This window comes from Streptomyces sp. NPDC002958, from assembly GCF_055563255.1.
Genome location: NZ_JBVHDS010000004.1, coordinates 105494 through 122582, shown reverse-complemented (window position 1 = coordinate 122582; position 17089 = coordinate 105494). Strand labels below are relative to the sequence as shown.

Below are 17089 nucleotides of genomic sequence, written 5' to 3'. Positions count from 1 at the left end.
AGGGGCGTCAGGAGACGGGCCTGGAGTCCGTCCAGACCGACTCGAACTCCTCGCGGTACGTCTCGAAGAGGCCGTGCTCACTGTCCTGACCCGCCCTGACCACCGCGCCCCCGCCGCCCCGCAGCACCAGCACGGGCGCCTCCATGCCGCGTGCGCGGCGCAGATACGGCTGGACGACCCCGACCGCGTCCGTCCCGTCGCCGTCCACGAGATAGGCCGTGAAGCGCGGCGTCTCGTCGAAGACATGGATCTCGAAGGCGCCCGGATCGCGGAGCTTGGAGCGGACCCGGCGCATATGGAGGATGTTCATCTCCACCGACCGGCTCAGCTCGCCCTTCTTGAGACCCAGCTCCCGCTCCCGGCGCTTGACCGCACTGCTCGCCGGGTTGATGAAGAGCAGCCGGACCCGGCAGCCCGACTCGGCGAGCCGGATCAGTCTGCGGCCGGAGAAATTCTGCACCAGCAGGTTGAGTCCTATGCCGATCGCGTCAAGACGACGCGAACCGCCGAAGAGATCCTCGGCGGGCAGCTGGCGCTGGAGCCGCACCCGGTCGGAGTGGACGGAGACCACGTCCGCGTACCGGTCGCCGACCAGCTCCTCGACGGCGTCGACCGGGAGCCGGTCGGCCGACGGGACCGCGGCGCCGCTGCCCAGGATCTCCAGCAGCCGGGCCGAGGCGCGCTCGGCCTGGGCGAGGACCGCCTCGTTCAGGGCGCGGTTGCGGGAGACCACGTTGCGGGCGACCTCCAGCTCGTCGAGCGCCAGCTCCACCTCGCGCCGGTCGTCGAAGTACGGTTCGAAGCAGGGCCAGTGCTGGACCATCAGCTCACGCAGCTGCGGCAGCGTGAGGAAGCTGAGAACGTTGTCGTCGGCCGGGTCCAGCAGATAGCCCTTACGCCGGGAGACCTCGCGTACGGCGACGGCGCGCTGCACCCACTCCTGCCCGGCGGGTCCGGCGGCGGCCACCACCCAGTCCTCGCCGTGGACCGGCTCGTAGATGGGCCGGAGCACCGCGGCGACCACGGCGCGCAGCCGCTGCTCCACGAGATTGAGCCAGATGTAGGCGCGCCCGGCCCGCTGGGCGCGCGTGCGCACCTCGCTCCAGGCGTCCGCTCCCCAGTCCAGTTCCGCGCCGATCTCCATGGGCCGCGCAAGTGACACCGCCCCGGGCGGGGCATCGGTGGATTCCCCCTCGTGACCTGTGTCACCCGGAGGTAGCTCGAACCCTTCCGAGCTCACCCGCGCACCGCCTTCCACTCCCCCATCAACGATCAAGGAAGGGTACTCCGCGAGCGGGAGCCGGTGCAGCCGGATGCGCAGGCTGCTTTCTCAACTTGCCTATGGCATCGGCACGTTCCCGACGGCAGGATTTGCCGTAGTGAGCGGATTCATAGTGATTGGGCACCCCCATTCGGGGCCCTGTACCGGGCGTGCGACCGTCTCGGGTCCCCGGATTCCGGTTCCGGGCGACACGGAGAGGCCCGATGTTGACCGGACCGTGCGACGTCCTAGGTAGGCGCACCTCTTTCGGGGAAGATCTGGCTCAAGCAGCCCACACACTCCATCAGCATCCTCCAGGCACCCGGATCAGAAGTGGAAGAGTCGAACCTATGCAGGTCTGGCCGGGACAGGCGTATCCCCTCGGTGCCACGTACGACGGCGCCGGGACCAACTTCGCGGTCTTCTCGGAGGCCGCCAACCGAATCGAGTTGTGCCTGCTGCACGACGACGGTTCCGAGACGGCGGTGGAGCTCAGGGAGACCGATGCCTTCGTCCGCCATGCCTATCTGCCGGGGGTGATGCCGGGTCAGCGGTACGGATTTAGGGTCCACGGGCCGTACGAACCGGAGCGCGGCGCCCGCTGCAATTCGGCCAAGTTGCTGCTCGACCCGTACGCCAGGGCCGTCGCCGGGCAGATCCGGTGGGGCGAGGCGGTGTACGGCTATCCGTTCGGCCGGCCCGACGCGCGCAATGATCTCGACTCGGCGCCGCACACCATGACGTCGGTCGTGGTCAACCCGTACTTCGACTGGGGCGACGACCGGCTGCCCCGTACCGACTACCACCGCACGGTGATCTACGAGGCCCATGTGAAGGGTCTGACGATGCTCCATCCGGGGCTGCCGAAGGAACTGCGCGGCACTTACGCGGGGCTGGCACATCCGGAGGTGATCGCCCATCTGACGGAACTGGGCGTCACGGCGATCGAATTGATGCCCGTGCACCAGTTCGTCCAGGACCACCGGTTGGCGGACGCGGGACTGGCCAATTACTGGGGTTACAACACCATCGGATTCTTCGCCCCGCACAACGCGTACGCCTCCTGGGGGGACCGCGGTGAGCAGGTGCTGGAGTTCAAGCAGGTCGTACGGGCGCTGCATCAGGCCGGCATCGAGGTGATCCTCGACGTGGTCTACAACCACACCGCGGAGGGCAACCACCTGGGTCCGACGCTCTCCTTCCGGGGCCTGGACAATGCTTCGTACTACCGGCTCGCGGACGACCAGCGGTACTACATGGACACCACGGGGACCGGGAACTCCCTGCTGATGCGGTCGCCGCACGTACTCCAGCTGATCATGGACTCGCTGCGGTACTGGGTCACGGAGATGCATGTGGACGGCTTCCGCTTCGATCTGGCCGCCACCCTGGCCCGGCAGTTCCACGAGGTGGACCGGCTGTCGTCGTTCTTCGATTTGGTGCAGCAGGACCCGGTGGTCAGCCAGGTGAAGCTGATCGCCGAACCGTGGGACGTGGGCGAGGGCGGCTACCAGGTGGGGAACTTCCCGCCGCTGTGGACCGAATGGAACGGCAAGTACCGGGACACCGTGCGGGACCTGTGGCGCGGCGAACCGAGGACCCTCGCCGAATTCGCCGGGCGGCTGACGGGGTCCTCGGACCTGTACCAGGACGACGGACGGCGGCCGCTCGCCTCGATCAACTTCACCACCTGCCACGACGGATTCACGCTGCACGACCTGGTCTCGTACAACGAGAAGCACAACGAGGCGAACGGCGAGGGCAACCGGGACGGCGAGAGCCACAACCGGTCCTGGAACTGCGGCGCGGAGGGCGACACGGACCAGCCGGAGGTCCTGGAGCTGCGCGAACGGCAGATGCGGAATTTCATCGCCACGCTGATGCTGTCGCAGGGTGTGCCGATGCTGAGCCACGGCGACGAGTTCGCACGCACGCAGCTGGGCAACAACAACGCGTACTGCCAGGACAGCGAGTTGTCGTGGGTGCACTGGCCCGACCCGGCCGCGAGGGACGATGCCAATGAGGACGCTCCGGCCGAAGGGGACGGTCTCGGCAGCAGTCTGCTGGAGTTCACCCGGGCGATGGTCTGGCTCCGCCGCGACCATCCGGTCTTCCGGCGCCGCCGGTTCTTCCACGGACGTCCGGTCGAGGGCACGCACGACGAGCTCTCGGACATCGCGTGGTTCACGCCCGAGGGCGACGAGATGACACAACGGAACTGGCAGGCCGCGCACGCCAAGGCGCTGACGGTCTTTCTCAACGGTCACGCGATCTCGGAACCGGGGCCGCGCGGCGAGCGGATCTCCGACGACTCGTTCCTGCTGATGTTCAACGCGAGCGCCGAGACGCTGGAGTTCTCCGTTCCGGTGAACCACGGCCGGCGCTGGATGGTGGTGGTCGACACGGCGCGCCCGGCCGGGGTCCTTCCCCGCTCGGGACCGAAGGTATCGGCGGGCGAACGTGTGGCGCTGGTCGGGCGGAGCATGGCGGTGCTGCAACGGGCCGCGTAGGCCCCGGTCTCCCCATGGCCTCAAGAGCGGTGCGAGGGGCCCGCTCGGCGGGCTCGGTCGTCCGGCGACACCGCCGGAAGAGCCCTTTGCGTCGTTCGGTGACACAGGAGCCCGCAGGCTGGGTACGTAACGGCGCATGACGCCCACCGCCACCTACCGGCTCCAGCTCCAGCCGGACTTCCCGTTCTCGGCCGCCGGAGACGCCGTGCCGTACCTCGCCGCGCTCGGCGTCTCCCATCTGCACCTGTCCCCGGTGCTGGAGGCCGTGCCCGGCTCCAGACACGGGTACGACGTCGTCGACCACAGCCGGGTACGCGCCGAACTCGGCGGAGAGGAGGGGTTGCGGGATTTGGCCCGCACGGCGCGGGAGCACGGTCTCGGGCTGGTCGTGGACATCGTGCCGAACCACATGGCCGCCGTCCCCCGCCACAACCACGCGCTGTGGGAGGTGCTGCGCGAGGGCGCCGAGTCCCGGTACGCCCGCTGGTTCGACATCGACTGGGCGGCGGGCGGCGGCAAGATGCTGCTGCCGGTGCTCGCCGGACGGATCGGCGACGAGATGGGCCGGTTCCTGGTCGACGGGGAGGTGCTGCGCTACGGCGAACAGGAGTTCCCGCTCCGGGCCGGCACCGCCCGCCTGCCGCTGCCCGAACTGCTGGACGCCCAGTACTACCGCCTCGGCTGGTGGCGGCTGGCCCGCACCGAGCTGAACTACCGGCGGTTCTTCACCATCTCGGACCTCATCGGGGTGCGGGTGGAGGACCCCGAGGTGTTCGCCGCCACCCACGGCAAGATCCTCGAACTGGTCCGGGACGGGGTCGTCGACGGGCTGCGCATCGACCACCCCGACGGGCTCGCCGATCCCTCGGCCTATCTGGATCGGCTCTCCGCGGCGGCCGGCGGGCGTTGGACCGTGGTGGAGAAGATCCTCACCGGTTCCGAGCCGCTGCCCGCGGACTGGGCCGTCGCGGGGACGACCGGGTACGACGCACTGCACCGGATCGACGGACTCTTCGTCGACCCGATGGGCGCCGCGAAGCTGCTCGGCCGCTACCGGGAGTACACGGGACCCGCCGGGGACCGCGGCGGTGAGTGGACGGCGACCGTCCGCCGGGCCGCGTACCGGGTGGTGACGCATGAGCTTGCCGCCGAGACCGCGCTGCTGACCCGGCTCGCGGTACGCATCTGCGCCGGGGACCCCGCACTGCGCGACCACGCACCGTGGACGCTGCACACCGCCGTGCGTGAACTGCTGGTGCGCATGCCCGTCTACCGCCCGTACGTGACAGCCGGCGGGCCCCGCACGGAGACGGCGGAGGCGGAGCTCACGGACGCGGTCGTGCGGGATGCGAAGGCGGTGTTCTCCGTTCCTGAGGAGGCGTCGGCCGTCGAGGTCGTTCGGGAGCTGGCGCTGGGGCGGTTGGGCGAGGGAACCGACCGGGTCGCATTCTGCGCCCGGTTCGCCCAGACCGCGTCGGCGTTGCGCGCCAAGTCGGTCGAGGACACGGCGTTCTACCGGTACGTACCGCTGATCTCGGCGAACGAGGTGGGCGGCGATCCCGCGCATCCGGCGGTGACACCGGAGGAGTTCCACGCGTTCTGTGCCCGGCTGGCGCGTGACTGGCCGGCCACGGGCACGACGCTGACCACGCACGACACCAAGCGGAGCGCCGATGTCAGGGCCCGGATCGCGGTGCTGACGGAGTGCCCGGAGCAGTGGTCCTTGCTGCTGGTGGAGCTGGGGCGGGTGACTCCCGCGACCGCTCCCGATGCGCAGCTCGCCTGGCAGGCCTGGCAGACGGCCTACGGCTGTGTGAGGCTGCCGGCCCGGGAGATGGCGGGCCGACTGGAGCCCGCACTGCTGAAAGCGGTCCGTGAGTCGGGTCAGTTCACCAGCTGGACCGAGCCGGATCCGGCGTACGAGCGGACGGTGACGGACTTCGTCGCGGCGGGACCGGCCGCCGGCAAGGGTCCGGTGCGCGAGGCGCTGGAGCGGTTCGCGGGCACGCTCGACCCCTACGTACGGGCCAATGTGCTCGGCGCGGCACTGGTGCAGCTGACGATGCCGGGTGTGCCGGATCTGTATCAGGGCACGGAACGGGAGTACATCGCGCTGGTCGACCCGGACAACCGGCGGCCGTTCCGCCACCCGTCCGATGACGTGGCCTTCAGCGAGAAGGGCGAGCTCACCGCGACGGCGCTGCGGCTGCGGCGCGAACGGCCGGAGGTGTTCGGCGAGTCGGGTGCGTACGCGCCACTGAGCGCCCAAGGTCCGGCGGCCGCGCACTGTCTGGCCTTCTGCCGCTCGGGCGAGGTGGTCACCGCGGTGACCAGGCTGTCGTTGCGGCTGGCGGAGTCGGGCGGCTGGCGCGGGACGGAGCTGACTCTGCCGGACGACGGGCCGTGGACCGATCTGCTGACGCCCGGCCGGAAGTTCATCGGGGCCACGGTGGCGGCGGACGAGCTCTTCGCCGAACGGCCGGTGGCGCTGCTCAGCCGGGACGGACGAGAAGGGCCCGCGGGCCGCGCGTGAGCAGCCCGGTGCCGGCCGGACGGAATCCGTCCGCCCAGCGAAGCCGGGGCATCGCGTCGAGCAGGGCGCGCAGGCCCTGCTGGGCCTCCAGCCGGCCGAGCACGACGGCCGGGCAGCCCACCGGGCCGGTGAGGGAGCGGCCCTGGTCGCGGCGGAAGGGGTCGAAGAGGTCGGGTGCGGCGAACCGTTCCGGATCGCGGCCGGCCGCGCCGATCAGGCAGGCGACGTCTGCCCCGGCGGGCAGCGCGCCGCCGCTGAGGGAGACCTCGGTGACGGTGCGGCGCAGCACGACCTGGACGGGCGGGTCACGGCGCAGTGACTCCGTCCAGGCCCGAACGGCCAGGGCGGGTTCGATGCGCAGGGCGGCCAGGAGGTCGGGGGCGTCCAGCAGGTTGGCGAGGAAGGAGGCGAGCGCGGTCTCACGGAGGCCGGTGTGCCGGGTGCAGGGGGTGGCCGCGGTCGCGGTGCCGGGCGTGGTGCCGTACGCGATGCCGGGCGTGGTGCCGGACAGCCGGTCGGCGTAGCGTCGGGCGCTCGCGCCGGGGGCGGCGCCGAAGGGCAGCCAGCGGCAGAACTCCTCGACGAGATCGACCTGTTGGCGGCCCGCGATGCGGCGCGCCAGCACGTATGCGGTCCGCTCGATCCGCGCGGCCATGTGACGTGGCACCGCCGCGAGGTCCGGCATGTGACATGGCACGGGTCCGGGCGTCGCCGGGCGCTGATCGCGGGGCGCGCAGCGGGGGCCGCCGTGGCAGAGCCCGCGCGGGGCGGGGGCGCCGGGGGGTGCGGCGTCGTGCGGGAAGCCGGTGAAGCGGGGGTCGGTGAGGGCCGTGGCCACGTCCGCGTACCGGCTGACCAGCCAGGCGCGCAGGGGCGCGTCGTAGCTGAGCGGGTACTCCTCGCGCAGGACCCGGTAGAGGCGGTACGGGTCACGCGCCGCGCCGGGCGCGAGCAGGCTGGGGCCGGCGCCCGGGCGGGGGCCGCGCACCGTTCGGCCGGCTCGGCGGCCGAGGTCCGGTGCGGATATGCCTTCGGGCGCGTCGGCCTGCATCCGTACCCCCGGGGCGTCAGGGCGCCGGTGTGCGGCGCGGTTCCTCACCAGGGGATCACTGTCGGGGGCGGTGCGCAGTCGGCAAACGGCCGTCCGGGTGACGGAGGTGTGCCCGGTCGGGCCGGGTTCCAGTGCGTGGGTGGCCGGGCGGAACGGGCGGGAGGATGCCGACGGCCGCCGCGTGCACCGTCACCATGTGCGGCGCGCTCCGCGCCCACCGCCCTGGTCCACACCACAGCCTCCTCCGCACCGCGGGCCCTCCGCACCCGCCGCCGCTCTGCCCCGCAGCAGCCGTCGCCCTGGCCCGCAGCAGCCGGGCCTTCGGCGGGCTCTCAGGCAGGGGGGCCGAGGAATTGACCATCCGTCCGCTCGCCGGACCGCAGGAGCTCGGGCTGTTCCGCCGGCTGTCGTACGTACTCGATCACGAGCTCGCCGAGGACCTGAAGAGCGGGCGTCGTCGGCCCGAGTGGATGTGGGTGGCGCTGCGCGGCAAGCGCGTGGTGGCGCGGATCCGCGCGGCCCGCCCTACGCACTTCCTGGCGGCCGAGGGCGCCGAGTTGATCGCGGGCGCCACCGACCGGGGCGATGCGCCGGTGGCTGCCGCGTTCGCTCGGGCCGGTCATCGCATCAGCCAGGAACGCATCCATCCGGTGCGAGTCCGGGAGTGAGTTCCGCCAGCCAGTCCAGGCGGAGCTGCTGCTCGGCGGGGATCGTCGCGTCCTCGCCGCGCGGCCCCACGTTGAGCAGCAGATTGCCGCCGTCGGACGCCGTCTCCCGCACCAGCGATTCCAGCGCCTGACGGCCGAGGAACGCCTCGGGCGGGGAGTTGCGGTTGTAGCCGAAGCTGTGGTCGATGCCGCGGTTGATCTCGTACGGGTCGGGGCCGGTGTAGCGGGCGAATTCGGGTGTGCGGAAGTCGTAGTACGGAGGTTTGCGCGGGACGAAGCCTTCGCCCTGGGCAATGGTGCGGCGCTCCCACCGGTCGTACAGGGCTTTGGCGCCCGGGAGTCGCAGTGCGCGCCACATCGGGGCGTAGGGGAACAGCCGGTCGTTGACGACGCCGTGCGGGACGGTGAAGCGGTAGTACTCGACGAGCCGCTGGATGTCGGTGCGGGAGCCGGGCCAGGCGATGTCGTTCCAGAGGATGTCGGGGTGGTAGCGGCGGATCAGTTCGCGTATCTGCGCGCCCGCGTACGCGGGGTAGCTGCCGCGCGGGACGGCCGAGACGGTGTCCGCACCGGTACCGATGGGCCGGTCGTCGAAGGTCCAGTCGAGGCCGCCGGAGTAGTAGACGCCGAAGCGCAGCCCCTCGGCCCGTACGGCTTCGGCGAATTCACCGACCACGTCGCGCGAGGTGTGCCAGCCGGTGCGGTGCGGATTGCCGACCTCGGAGGGCCAGAGACAGAAGCCGTCGTGGTGCTTGGTCACGAGGACGGCGTAACGGGCGCCCGCGGCGCGGAAGCTGCGGGCCCATGCGGCGGGGTCCCAGGTGTCCAGGGCGTCGTTGAAGTCGCCCCCGAAGGCGGTGTACGGGCGGGTGCCGTAGGTGGCGCGGTGGTGGGCGGAGACGGGGCTGTCGGGGAAGCGGAGCGCGTTCTCGTACCACTCGGCGTACGACGTCCAGCCGAGCGGTGAGCGGCGGCCCGCCAGGGGCAGTTCGTCCGCGGGGACGTACGGCGGGGCCCAGCCCGGTACGGAGGCGGGCGTCCAGTGCACAAAGATCCCCAGTCGGGCCCGGGACCACCATGAAGCAACCATGGCGCGAAGTATTGATCACTCAGTGGGCCGTTCGAAAGATCCGGGCACCTAGCCGCAAGGGGAGTGCGTATTGAGGAGTACGTATTGAGCAGAACCTGGCGGGGCAGTGATCAGAAACAGACCTTAATCGCCAGTATCGGGCTCGATCCGGTGTTGTGAGTCAGCCGTCGCGGCTACTGCCGACCATGGGGCACGGGGGCGAGGAGACGAGGAGCGTTGCATGCTGTTCGAGGTATGGGCACCGGATGCGGACTCGGTCGAACTGCGGCTGGCGGGTGCGCCGCGGGCGATGGGGCGTGATCCCCTGCGGGACGGCTGGTGGACGGCCGAGGCGGAGGCGTCGGACGGGGACCGCTACGGCTTCGTTCTGAACGAGGGCGAGGGCGGCGGGACCGATGCGCCCGTGCTGCCCGATCCGCGATCGCGCCGCCAGCCGGACGGACCGGACGGCGAGAGCGCCGTCGTCGACCACTCGGCGTACACCTGGCGCAGCGACTGGGCGGGCCGGGGGCTCCCGGGCGCCGTCCTGTACGAGCTGCACATCGGTACGTACACCGACGAGGGCACCTTCGACGCCGCGGCGGAGCGGCTCGGCCATCTCGCCGAACTGGGCATCACCCATGTGTCGCTGATGCCGGTCTGCCCCTTCCCCGGTACCCATGGCTGGGGGTACGAGGGGGTGTCGCTCTGGGCCGTGCACGAGCCGTACGGCGGCCCGGAAGGGCTCAAGCGTTTTGTCGACACCGCACATGGTCTCGGGCTCGCGGTCGTCCTGGACGTGGTCCACAACCACCTCGGCCCGTCCGGCAATCACCTCCCGGCCTTCGGCCCGTACTTCACCGAGACCCATCACACGCCGTGGGGCGCGGCGGTCAACCTCGACGCCCCCGGTTCGGACGAGGTTCGGGCCTATCTGCTGGGCAGCGCGCTCGCCTGGCTGCGGGACTACCGGCTCGACGGGCTGCGGCTGGACGCGATCCACGCCCTGGCCGACACCCGGGCACTGACCTTCCTGGAGGAGCTGTCCGAGGCGACCGACGCGCTCGCCTCGGAACTGGGCCGTCCGCTCTCGCTGATCGCCGAGTCCGACCTCTGCGACCCACGGACCACGACACCGCGCACATCCGGCGGCATCGGTCTGCACGCCCAGTGGAACGACGACTTCCATCACGGCCTGCACGCCGCGCTGACGGGTGAGTCCCAAGGCTATTACGCGGACTTCGCCACGGCTCCGCTGGCCGCCGTCGCCAAGACCGTGACGAGCGCGTTCTTCCACAACGGTACGTACTCCAGCTTCCGCGGCCGTACGCACGGCCGCCCCGTCGACGTCGCGCACACCCCCGCCCACCGCTTCGTCGGCTACGCCCAGACACATGACCAGATCGGCAACCGGGCACTGGGCGACCGGCTGTCCGCCACGCTCTCCCCCGGACTGCTGGCCTGCGCCGCGGCCCTCGTGCTGACCGGGCCCTTCACCCCGATGCTGTTCATGGGCGAGGAGTGGGGGGCCCGCACCCCCTGGCAGTTCTTCACCGATCACACCGATCCGGCGGTCGCCGAGGCGGTCCGGGACGGCAGACGGCGGGAGTTCGCGGCGCACGGCTGGGCGTCGGACGACATCCCCGACCCGCAGGACCCGGCCACCCGGAACCGCTCCTGCCTGGACTGGAGCGAACCGGCGCGGCAACCGCACGCCCGCCTGCACGCCTGGTACCGCGAGCTGATCGCGCTGCGCCGCGCACTGCCCGACCTGTACGACCCGGATCTGGCGTCGGTGCAGACCGCCCACGACGAGCAGGCGCGCTGGCTGGCGTACCGGAGGGGCGATTTGCGGATCGCGGTCAACCTCGGCAATAAGCCGGCCACGATCCCGCTGGGCGGCGGCCGGCGCCGGGGAGGCGCGGGCAGGGTGGTGGCCGCGTGGGAGCCGGTTCAGGCGCCGGGCGGCGACGGGCTGCTGCATCTGCCGCCGGAGTCGTGTGTGGTGCTGGCCGACGACTGATCTCGGGCGACCGGGCGTCACGGCCCCCATCATCGGCGCGCTCACGGTCGAGCAGCTCACCGACAATCTCGGCGCCGTGGGCTGGGAGCTGACGGCCGGACACGGCGAGCGCCCGCCCGCTGCCATATCCGTACGACGTCCGGGAGCGGCTGAGCGACCGCGACCGGTGGGGCCGGGCCCGTCCGCCCCGCGTCCGGCTACTCGACGATCGCCAGTTCGCGCGCAGTGCTGTTGAGGCGCCGACCGCCGTCCTCGGTCACGGTCACGATGTCCTCGATCCGGACACCGAACCGGCCCGGCAGGTAGATGCCGGGCTCCACGGAGAAGCACATGCCGGGCACCAGCGGCTGCTCCTCGCCCTCGATCATGTAGGGCGGTTCGTGGGTGGTGACACCGATGCCGTGGCCGGTGCGGTGGATGAAGCGCTCGCCGTAGCCGAATTCGGTGATGACGGCGCGGGCCGCCCGGTCGATCTCCTGGCAGGCGACACCGGGCCGGACCGCGTTGCAGCCCGCCTCCTGGGCCTCCCGCACGATGTCGTGGACCCGCTGCTCCTCGGCGGTGGGTTCACCGACATGCACCGTACGGGAGGTGTCGGAGCCGTAGCCGTGCTTGAGGCCGCCGAAGTCGAGCACGACCATGTCGCCGTGCTCGATGGTGCGGTCGCCCGCCTCGTGGTGCGGATTGGCGCCATTGGGGCCGGAGCCGACGACGGTGAAGTCGACCTGGGAGTGCCCGAACTGCTTGAGCAGTGCGGCCAGATCGGCGGCGATGTCGGTCTCCTTGCGGCCGGCGAAGCGCACCTTGAGGATCTCGCCGTACGTGGCGTCGGCGGCGGCCCCGGCGGCCGCGATCCGCTCCAGCTCGGCGGCGTCCTTCACCGCGCGCAGCATCGGCAGGGCCTCGGTGAGGGAGACGTACGAGCTGTCCGGGAGCGTCCGCTGGAGACCGAGCAGATGCATCGCCCAGGCGTTGTCGCTGACCGCGAACCGGCCCCGGCCGTCGAGCAGCGGGGCGGTGACGGCGTACGGGTCCTTGCCGTCGGTCCAGTCCCGGAGGGTCAGGGCGGGCGCACCAACGGCCTTCTCGGCGTCCGGGGCCTCCAGGGTCGGAACGACGAGGACCGGGTCCTGGCCCGGCGTGAGTACAAGGACGGTGAGGCGTTCGGTGTTCACGGGCTGGTAGCCGGTGAGATACACGAGATCGGGTCCGGGGGCGACCAGCACGCCCGCGAGCCCGGCCTTGGCGGCGCTCGCGGCGGCACGCGTCATCCGGGCCCGGTAGTCGTCGGCAGTGAACGGTACGGGCTGGTTCGGGCTGGACATGCGGGACCTCCTGGCGACGCGACACGGCATACAGCATCCTGCCCGTGCGTGCCGGTCCACGCGAGCAGGGGTCAGGTTTCCGGAGGCCGCCGTACGACGAGGCCGGCGCGGGGACGGCCCCGCTCGACCAGGCGTCCGTTGGGCTCGTCGGCCCCGGCCACCCAGTGCTCCGCGTACGGACGGGGCTTGCCGAACCGCACATACCGGTCGACGAGTCGGCGGACCCGCAGGCCCGGTTCGAGCTCCAGGAACCAGGCCGCGTCCAGCAGACCGTGCACGGGCGCCCAGGCCCCTTCGTCGTGCAAGTTCGTGCTCACGCGCCGGCGGTGAGCCCGTATGGCACCCCCGGTGCGGCCGGCTCGGTCCGTGACGGCCGTGCGGGCGAGGACGGCACCACCACGGACGCGCGTCGCGGGCGGCCGACATCCCGCCCCCGGCGCGCGTCAGGGCAGGGCGGGCAGCGCCGGCGCCGCCTCCCGTACCGCCGCCGTGGCCAGCGCGTCAAGCACCGGCGCGATCAGCGGATGCCCTTCCGCGCCGTGCCGCACCGCGGCGAAGACGCGGCGGGTCGGCGCGCTGCCCTTCACCGGCCGCACCACCACCCCGGTCAGCTCCATCCCCCGCAGCGCCGACCGCGGCACCAGCGCCACCCCGGCACCCGCCCCGGCCAGCGCGACCACCGCGCGGAAGTCGTCCGAGGAGTGCTCCAGCCTCGGCTGGAACCCGGCGAACTCGCAGGACAGGACAACCACGTCATGGCAGGGGTTGCCGGGGTACGGGCCGATCCACGAGTCCTTCTCCAGGTCGGCGATCGCCACCTGTTCCTGACCGGCCAGCCGGTGTTCCACCGGCAGCACCGCGTCGAACGGCTCCGAGTACAGGGGCACCCGGGTCAGCCGCCGGTCGTCCTCGCCCGGGGCGCCGCGGTACTCGACGGCGACCGCGACGTCGACCTGCCGGTCCAGCACCATCGGGACGCTCTCGTCGCCCTCCGCGTCCTGAACACGGACCCGGATGCCGGGCGCGGTGAGGGTCAGTTCGGCGATCGCGGGGGCGAGGACCAGGCCGATGCCGGTGGCGAACGCGGCGACCGTGACCGTGCCGGCGTCCCCCGCGTCGTATGCGGCGAGCTCCGCCTCGGCCCGTTCCAGCTGGGCGAGGACCGCGTTGGTGTGGGTCAGCAGGATCTCCCCGGCGGGGGTGAGCCGGGCGCCGCGCGCGTTGCGTTCGACCAGCCGGTGCCCGGTCTCCTGCTCCAGCGCCGCGAGCTGCTGGGAGACGGCGGAGGGCGTGAGATACAGCGCGGCTGCTGCGGCAGTCACCGTGCGATGGTCCGCCACCGCACGGAGGACGCGCAGCCGTCGTGCATCGATCATGTGACCCATTGTCCCAGGTCACGGAGGGAACCCGGCCGCCCGGGTGAGGCTCCCGGGCGGGGTCGCGTACGGCGCCCCGCCCCGGCGCCGCTACTCCCCCAGCGCGGCCCGCGCGTCGACGAACGCGTCCACGGCCCGGTTCACATCCGCCGTGGAGTGGGCGGCGGAGAGCTGGACGCGGATACGGGCCGCGCCCTGCGGGACGACCGGGTACGAGAACCCGATCACGTACACACCGCGCTCCAGGAGCAGCTCCGCCATCCGGCCTGCCTTCGCCGCGTCCCCGATCATGACGGGGGCGATGGCGTGGTCGCCGGGCAGGACGTCGAAGCCTTCCTCGGTCATCCGGTTACGGAAGAGCGCGGTGTTGGCATTGAGCTGCTCGCGCAGGTCGCCTGCGGCCTCCAGCAGGTCCAGGACCTTGAGCGAGGCCGCCGCGATGACCGGGGCGAGCGAGTTGGAGAAGAGGTACGGGCGGGAGCGCTGGCGCAGCAGCGCGACGATCTCGGCGCGGGCCGCGACATAGCCGCCGGACGCACCGCCGAGCGCCTTGCCGAGGGTGCCGGTGATGATGTCGACGCGGTCCATCACATCGTGCAACTCGGGCGTTCCGCGGCCGCCGGGGCCGACGAAGCCGACGGCGTGCGAGTCGTCGACCATGACCATGGCGTCGTAGCGCTCGGCCAGGTCGCAGATCTCGCGCAGGGGGGCCACGTACCCGTCCATGGAGAAGACGCCGTCGGTGACGATGAGCCGGCGCCGGGCGTCGGACGCCTCCTTGAGCTGCTTCTCCAGGTCGTCCATGTCGCGGTTGGCGTAGCGGAAGCGCTTGGCCTTGGAGAGGCGGATGCCGTCGATGATGGAGGCGTGGTTGAGGGCGTCGGAGATGACCGCGTCCTGCGGGCCGAGGACGGTCTCGAAGACACCGCCGTTGGCGTCGAAGCAGGAGGAGTAGAGGATCGTGTCCTCCTGGCCGAGGAACGTGGAGAGCCGCTGCTCCAGCTCCTTGTGGACCTCCTGGGTGCCGCAGATGAAGCGGACCGAGGCCATGCCGTAGCCCCAGCGGTCCAGCGCCTCGTGGGCGGCGGCGATCACATCGGGGTGGTCGGCGAGGCCCAGGTAGTTGTTGGCGCAGAAGTTGAGCACCTCGCCGGGGCGGCCGCCCGCGGTGACGGCGACGGTCGCGGACTGCGGGGTGCCGATCACGCGCTCGGGCTTGTGCAGTCCGGCGGCCTGGATCTCGTCGAGGGTGGTGTGCATGTCGTCGCGTACGGAGTCGAACATGAGGGGTGTCTCCCAGCTGTCTTCGAGGGCGTCGGGTCAGGAGGTCCAGTCGAGGATGACCTTGCCGCCGCGGCCGCTCGCCGCGTCGTCGAAGGCCGCTTCAAAGTCTCGGTAGCCGTACCGGCCGGTGATCACGGGGGCGAGGTCGAGGCCGCCTTCCAGAAGTACGGACATGGCGTACCAGGTCTCGTACATCTCGCGGCCGTAGATGCCCTTGATGGTGATCATCGAGGTCACGATGCGGGACCAGTCGACGGCGAACTCCTCGGACGGCAGTCCGAGCATGGCGATCCGGCCGCCGTGCGTCATGTTCGCGATCATGTCGCGCATCGCCTCGGGCCGACCGGACATCTCCAGGCCGATGTCGAATCCCTCGCGCAGTGCGAGGCGCTTCTGCCCTGCGGCAATGGTCTCCTCGCCGACGTTGAGGGCGAGGCTGACGCCGACCTTCCTGGCCAGTTCCAGCCGGGCCTCGCTGACGTCGGTGATGACGACGTTACGGGCGCCCGCGTGCTTGGCGACGGCGGCGGCCATGATGCCGATGGGGCCGGCGCCGGTGATCAGTACGTCCTCGCCGACCAGCGGGAACGAGAGCGCGGTGTGCACAGCGTTGCCGAACGGGTCGAAGATCGCGGCGACATCGAGGTCGACGGGGACCCGGTGCACCCAGACGTTGGACGCGGGCAGGGCGACGTACTCGGCGAACGCCCCGTCCCGGCCGACGCCGAGCCCGAGCGTGGAGCGGCACAGGTGGCGACGTCCGGCCAGACAGTTGCGGCACTTCCCGCACACCAGGTGGCCCTCGCCGCTGACCAGGTCGCCGACGGTGATGTCGACGACATCGGCGCCGGTCTCCGCGACCTCGCCGACGAACTCGTGGCCGAGGACGAGCGGGGTCTTTACGGCCTGCTGGGCCCAGCCGTCGTAGTTCCGGATGTGCAGATCGGTGCCGCAGATGCCGGTGCGGAGCACCTTGATCAGTACGTCCGAGGGGCCGATCTCCGGCTCGGGCACGTCCATCAGCCAGAGTCCCGGCTCGGCCTTCTGCTTCACGAGTGCCTTCACGGCTGTGGCTCCCTGCGCTGTACGGCGTTGAGTACCCCGGGCCGGGGGCAGCTCTGAGGAAGCCTGCGGCCCGGGGAAGAATGAGAGGGACGGCATGGCAGCACGCGTCGATCGGCTGCCGCGCACCATCCTCTGCCGTCACGGAGAAATCTGCCGCACCCCGCGCCACAGGTCCATCGAGGTTTTCTTAAGCGCGCCCGCAGCTCCGCTTCATGCCGGCGGCCGGTGCCGCCGGAGGGCCGGCCGCCTCTCAAGCAGGTCAAACGGGCGACCGGCCCCCGCGAACGTGCCCGTGATCAGTCGCCGAGCTCCTGCGGCAGGTTGTCGCGGCCCGTACCGCCGTGCCGGGGCCGCCAGTGCCGGTGCGGCTTCTGCGACGTCAGGCCAGCGACGCGGCGCGGGTGGGGTCGATGGCGTACTGGAGAGGCTGGTCCCGTACGAAGCGGCGGAGTTCGTCGAGCACAAGCCGTCCGAGACGGTGACGCTCGGCCCCGAGGGCACCGGCGAGGTGGGGCCGGTACGCCCAGCCGCGGGGGCTGTACGGATCCGGCCCGGTACGTCCTTGTCGCAACAGGAGGCCATCATGCAACGACGCACGTTCCTCAGGAGCACGGGAAGCCCGGCAATCGGCGCGGCCACGCTGGGCAGCCCTGCCGTGACCGATGACATCGACGACAACCCGCGCGGCAGCACGCGGGACACCGGTGCTGACGAATACTCGACACTGCCCGCCCTCCGCCATCCCCTCACGACCGCGGACGTAGGTCCGAACGCATCGTGAGCGGCCACCGGTGACGGGGCGCCGGCGAGACGGCCCGCCGACCCGCCGACCCGCCGGCCGCCACCGTACGGCCCCGAGAAGGGCCACAGAAGAGCCGCCGCGAGGCGACCGCAGAAAGGGGATGTCCTGACCGTGAGGAGAAG

Annotated in this window: 13 protein-coding genes and 1 pseudogene; 5 read left to right on the top strand and 9 right to left on the bottom strand. The window is 71.6% G+C overall.

The window, feature by feature from the left end; genetic code table 11:
- Window positions 1–7 precede the first annotated feature (7 nt).
- Window positions 8–1240: an SAV2148 family HEPN domain-containing protein gene (locus tag ACZ3IC_RS09370; RefSeq protein ID WP_467414241.1), complete on the bottom strand. Its 1233-nt coding sequence runs from the start codon at window positions 1238–1240 to the stop codon at window positions 8–10.
- 371 nt (window positions 1241–1611) lie between these two features.
- Between ACZ3IC_RS09370 and glgX the strand changes: the two genes are divergently transcribed.
- Entirely contained in the window at window positions 1612–3771 is a 2160-nt protein-coding gene (gene glgX, locus ACZ3IC_RS09365) for a glycogen debranching protein GlgX (protein WP_467414239.1), read from the top strand.
- 136 nt (window positions 3772–3907) lie between these two features.
- Window positions 3908–6304: a malto-oligosyltrehalose synthase gene (treY, locus tag ACZ3IC_RS09360; RefSeq protein WP_467414238.1), complete on the top strand. Its 2397-nt coding sequence runs from the start codon at window positions 3908–3910 to the stop codon at window positions 6302–6304.
- On the opposite strand, the gene ACZ3IC_RS09355 is transcribed toward treY, so the two are convergent.
- Window positions 6264–7355, bottom strand: coding sequence for a cytochrome P450 (locus ACZ3IC_RS09355; protein ID WP_467414726.1), 1092 nt, complete (start codon window positions 7353–7355; stop codon window positions 6264–6266). The genes treY and ACZ3IC_RS09355 overlap by 41 nt on opposite strands.
- A gap of 353 nt (window positions 7356–7708) precedes the next feature.
- Here ACZ3IC_RS09355 and ACZ3IC_RS09350 point away from each other — a divergent pair.
- A pseudogene (locus tag ACZ3IC_RS09350) lies at window positions 7709–7867 on the top strand (GNAT family N-acetyltransferase); the annotation flags it as partial.
- A 115-nt stretch (window positions 7868–7982) separates the two neighbouring features.
- On the opposite strand, the gene ACZ3IC_RS09345 reads toward ACZ3IC_RS09350, so the two are convergent.
- Window positions 7983–9113, bottom strand: a complete 1131-nt coding sequence (locus ACZ3IC_RS09345) for an alpha-L-fucosidase (protein ID WP_467414235.1) — start codon at window positions 9111–9113, stop codon at window positions 7983–7985.
- Between the two features lie 220 nt (window positions 9114–9333).
- Between ACZ3IC_RS09345 and treZ the strand changes: the two genes are divergently transcribed.
- Window positions 9334–11115, top strand: a complete 1782-nt coding sequence (treZ, locus tag ACZ3IC_RS09340; RefSeq protein WP_467414234.1) for a malto-oligosyltrehalose trehalohydrolase — start codon at window positions 9334–9336, stop codon at window positions 11113–11115.
- 197 nt (window positions 11116–11312) lie between these two features.
- Here treZ and ACZ3IC_RS09335 read toward each other — a convergent pair whose 3' ends face one another.
- From ACZ3IC_RS09335 to ACZ3IC_RS09310, 6 genes are all read right to left on the bottom strand, one after another.
- The gene (locus tag ACZ3IC_RS09335) at window positions 11313–12440 is read right to left on the bottom strand and encodes an aminopeptidase P family protein (RefSeq protein WP_467414233.1); all 1128 of its coding nucleotides are present in this window, start codon (window positions 12438–12440) and stop codon (window positions 11313–11315) included.
- Between the two features lie 71 nt (window positions 12441–12511).
- Window positions 12512–12757, bottom strand: a complete 246-nt coding sequence (locus tag ACZ3IC_RS09330; RefSeq protein ID WP_467414231.1) for a hypothetical protein — start codon at window positions 12755–12757, stop codon at window positions 12512–12514.
- Between the two features lie 126 nt (window positions 12758–12883).
- On the bottom strand, window positions 12884–13816 hold the full coding sequence (locus ACZ3IC_RS09325; RefSeq protein WP_467414229.1) for a LysR family transcriptional regulator: 933 nt from the start codon (window positions 13814–13816) through the stop codon (window positions 12884–12886).
- A 90-nt stretch (window positions 13817–13906) separates the two neighbouring features.
- Window positions 13907–15100 (bottom strand): glycine C-acetyltransferase, encoded by a 1194-nt coding sequence (locus tag ACZ3IC_RS09320; protein ID WP_467414227.1) that lies wholly within the window; start codon window positions 15098–15100, stop codon window positions 13907–13909.
- A 36-nt stretch (window positions 15101–15136) separates the two neighbouring features.
- On the bottom strand, window positions 15137–16165 hold the full coding sequence (gene tdh / locus ACZ3IC_RS09315; protein ID WP_467414226.1) for an L-threonine 3-dehydrogenase: 1029 nt from the start codon (window positions 16163–16165) through the stop codon (window positions 15137–15139).
- Between the two features lie 379 nt (window positions 16166–16544).
- Complete coding sequence (locus ACZ3IC_RS09310; RefSeq protein ID WP_467414223.1) at window positions 16545–16754, bottom strand: hypothetical protein; 210 nt, start codon at window positions 16752–16754, stop codon at window positions 16545–16547.
- Between ACZ3IC_RS09310 and ACZ3IC_RS09305 the strand changes: the two genes are divergently transcribed.
- Window positions 16749–16946: a hypothetical protein gene (locus ACZ3IC_RS09305; protein WP_467414221.1), complete on the top strand. Its 198-nt coding sequence runs from the start codon at window positions 16749–16751 to the stop codon at window positions 16944–16946. The genes ACZ3IC_RS09310 and ACZ3IC_RS09305 overlap by 6 nt on opposite strands.
- The last annotated feature ends 143 nt before the right edge of the window (window positions 16947–17089 follow it).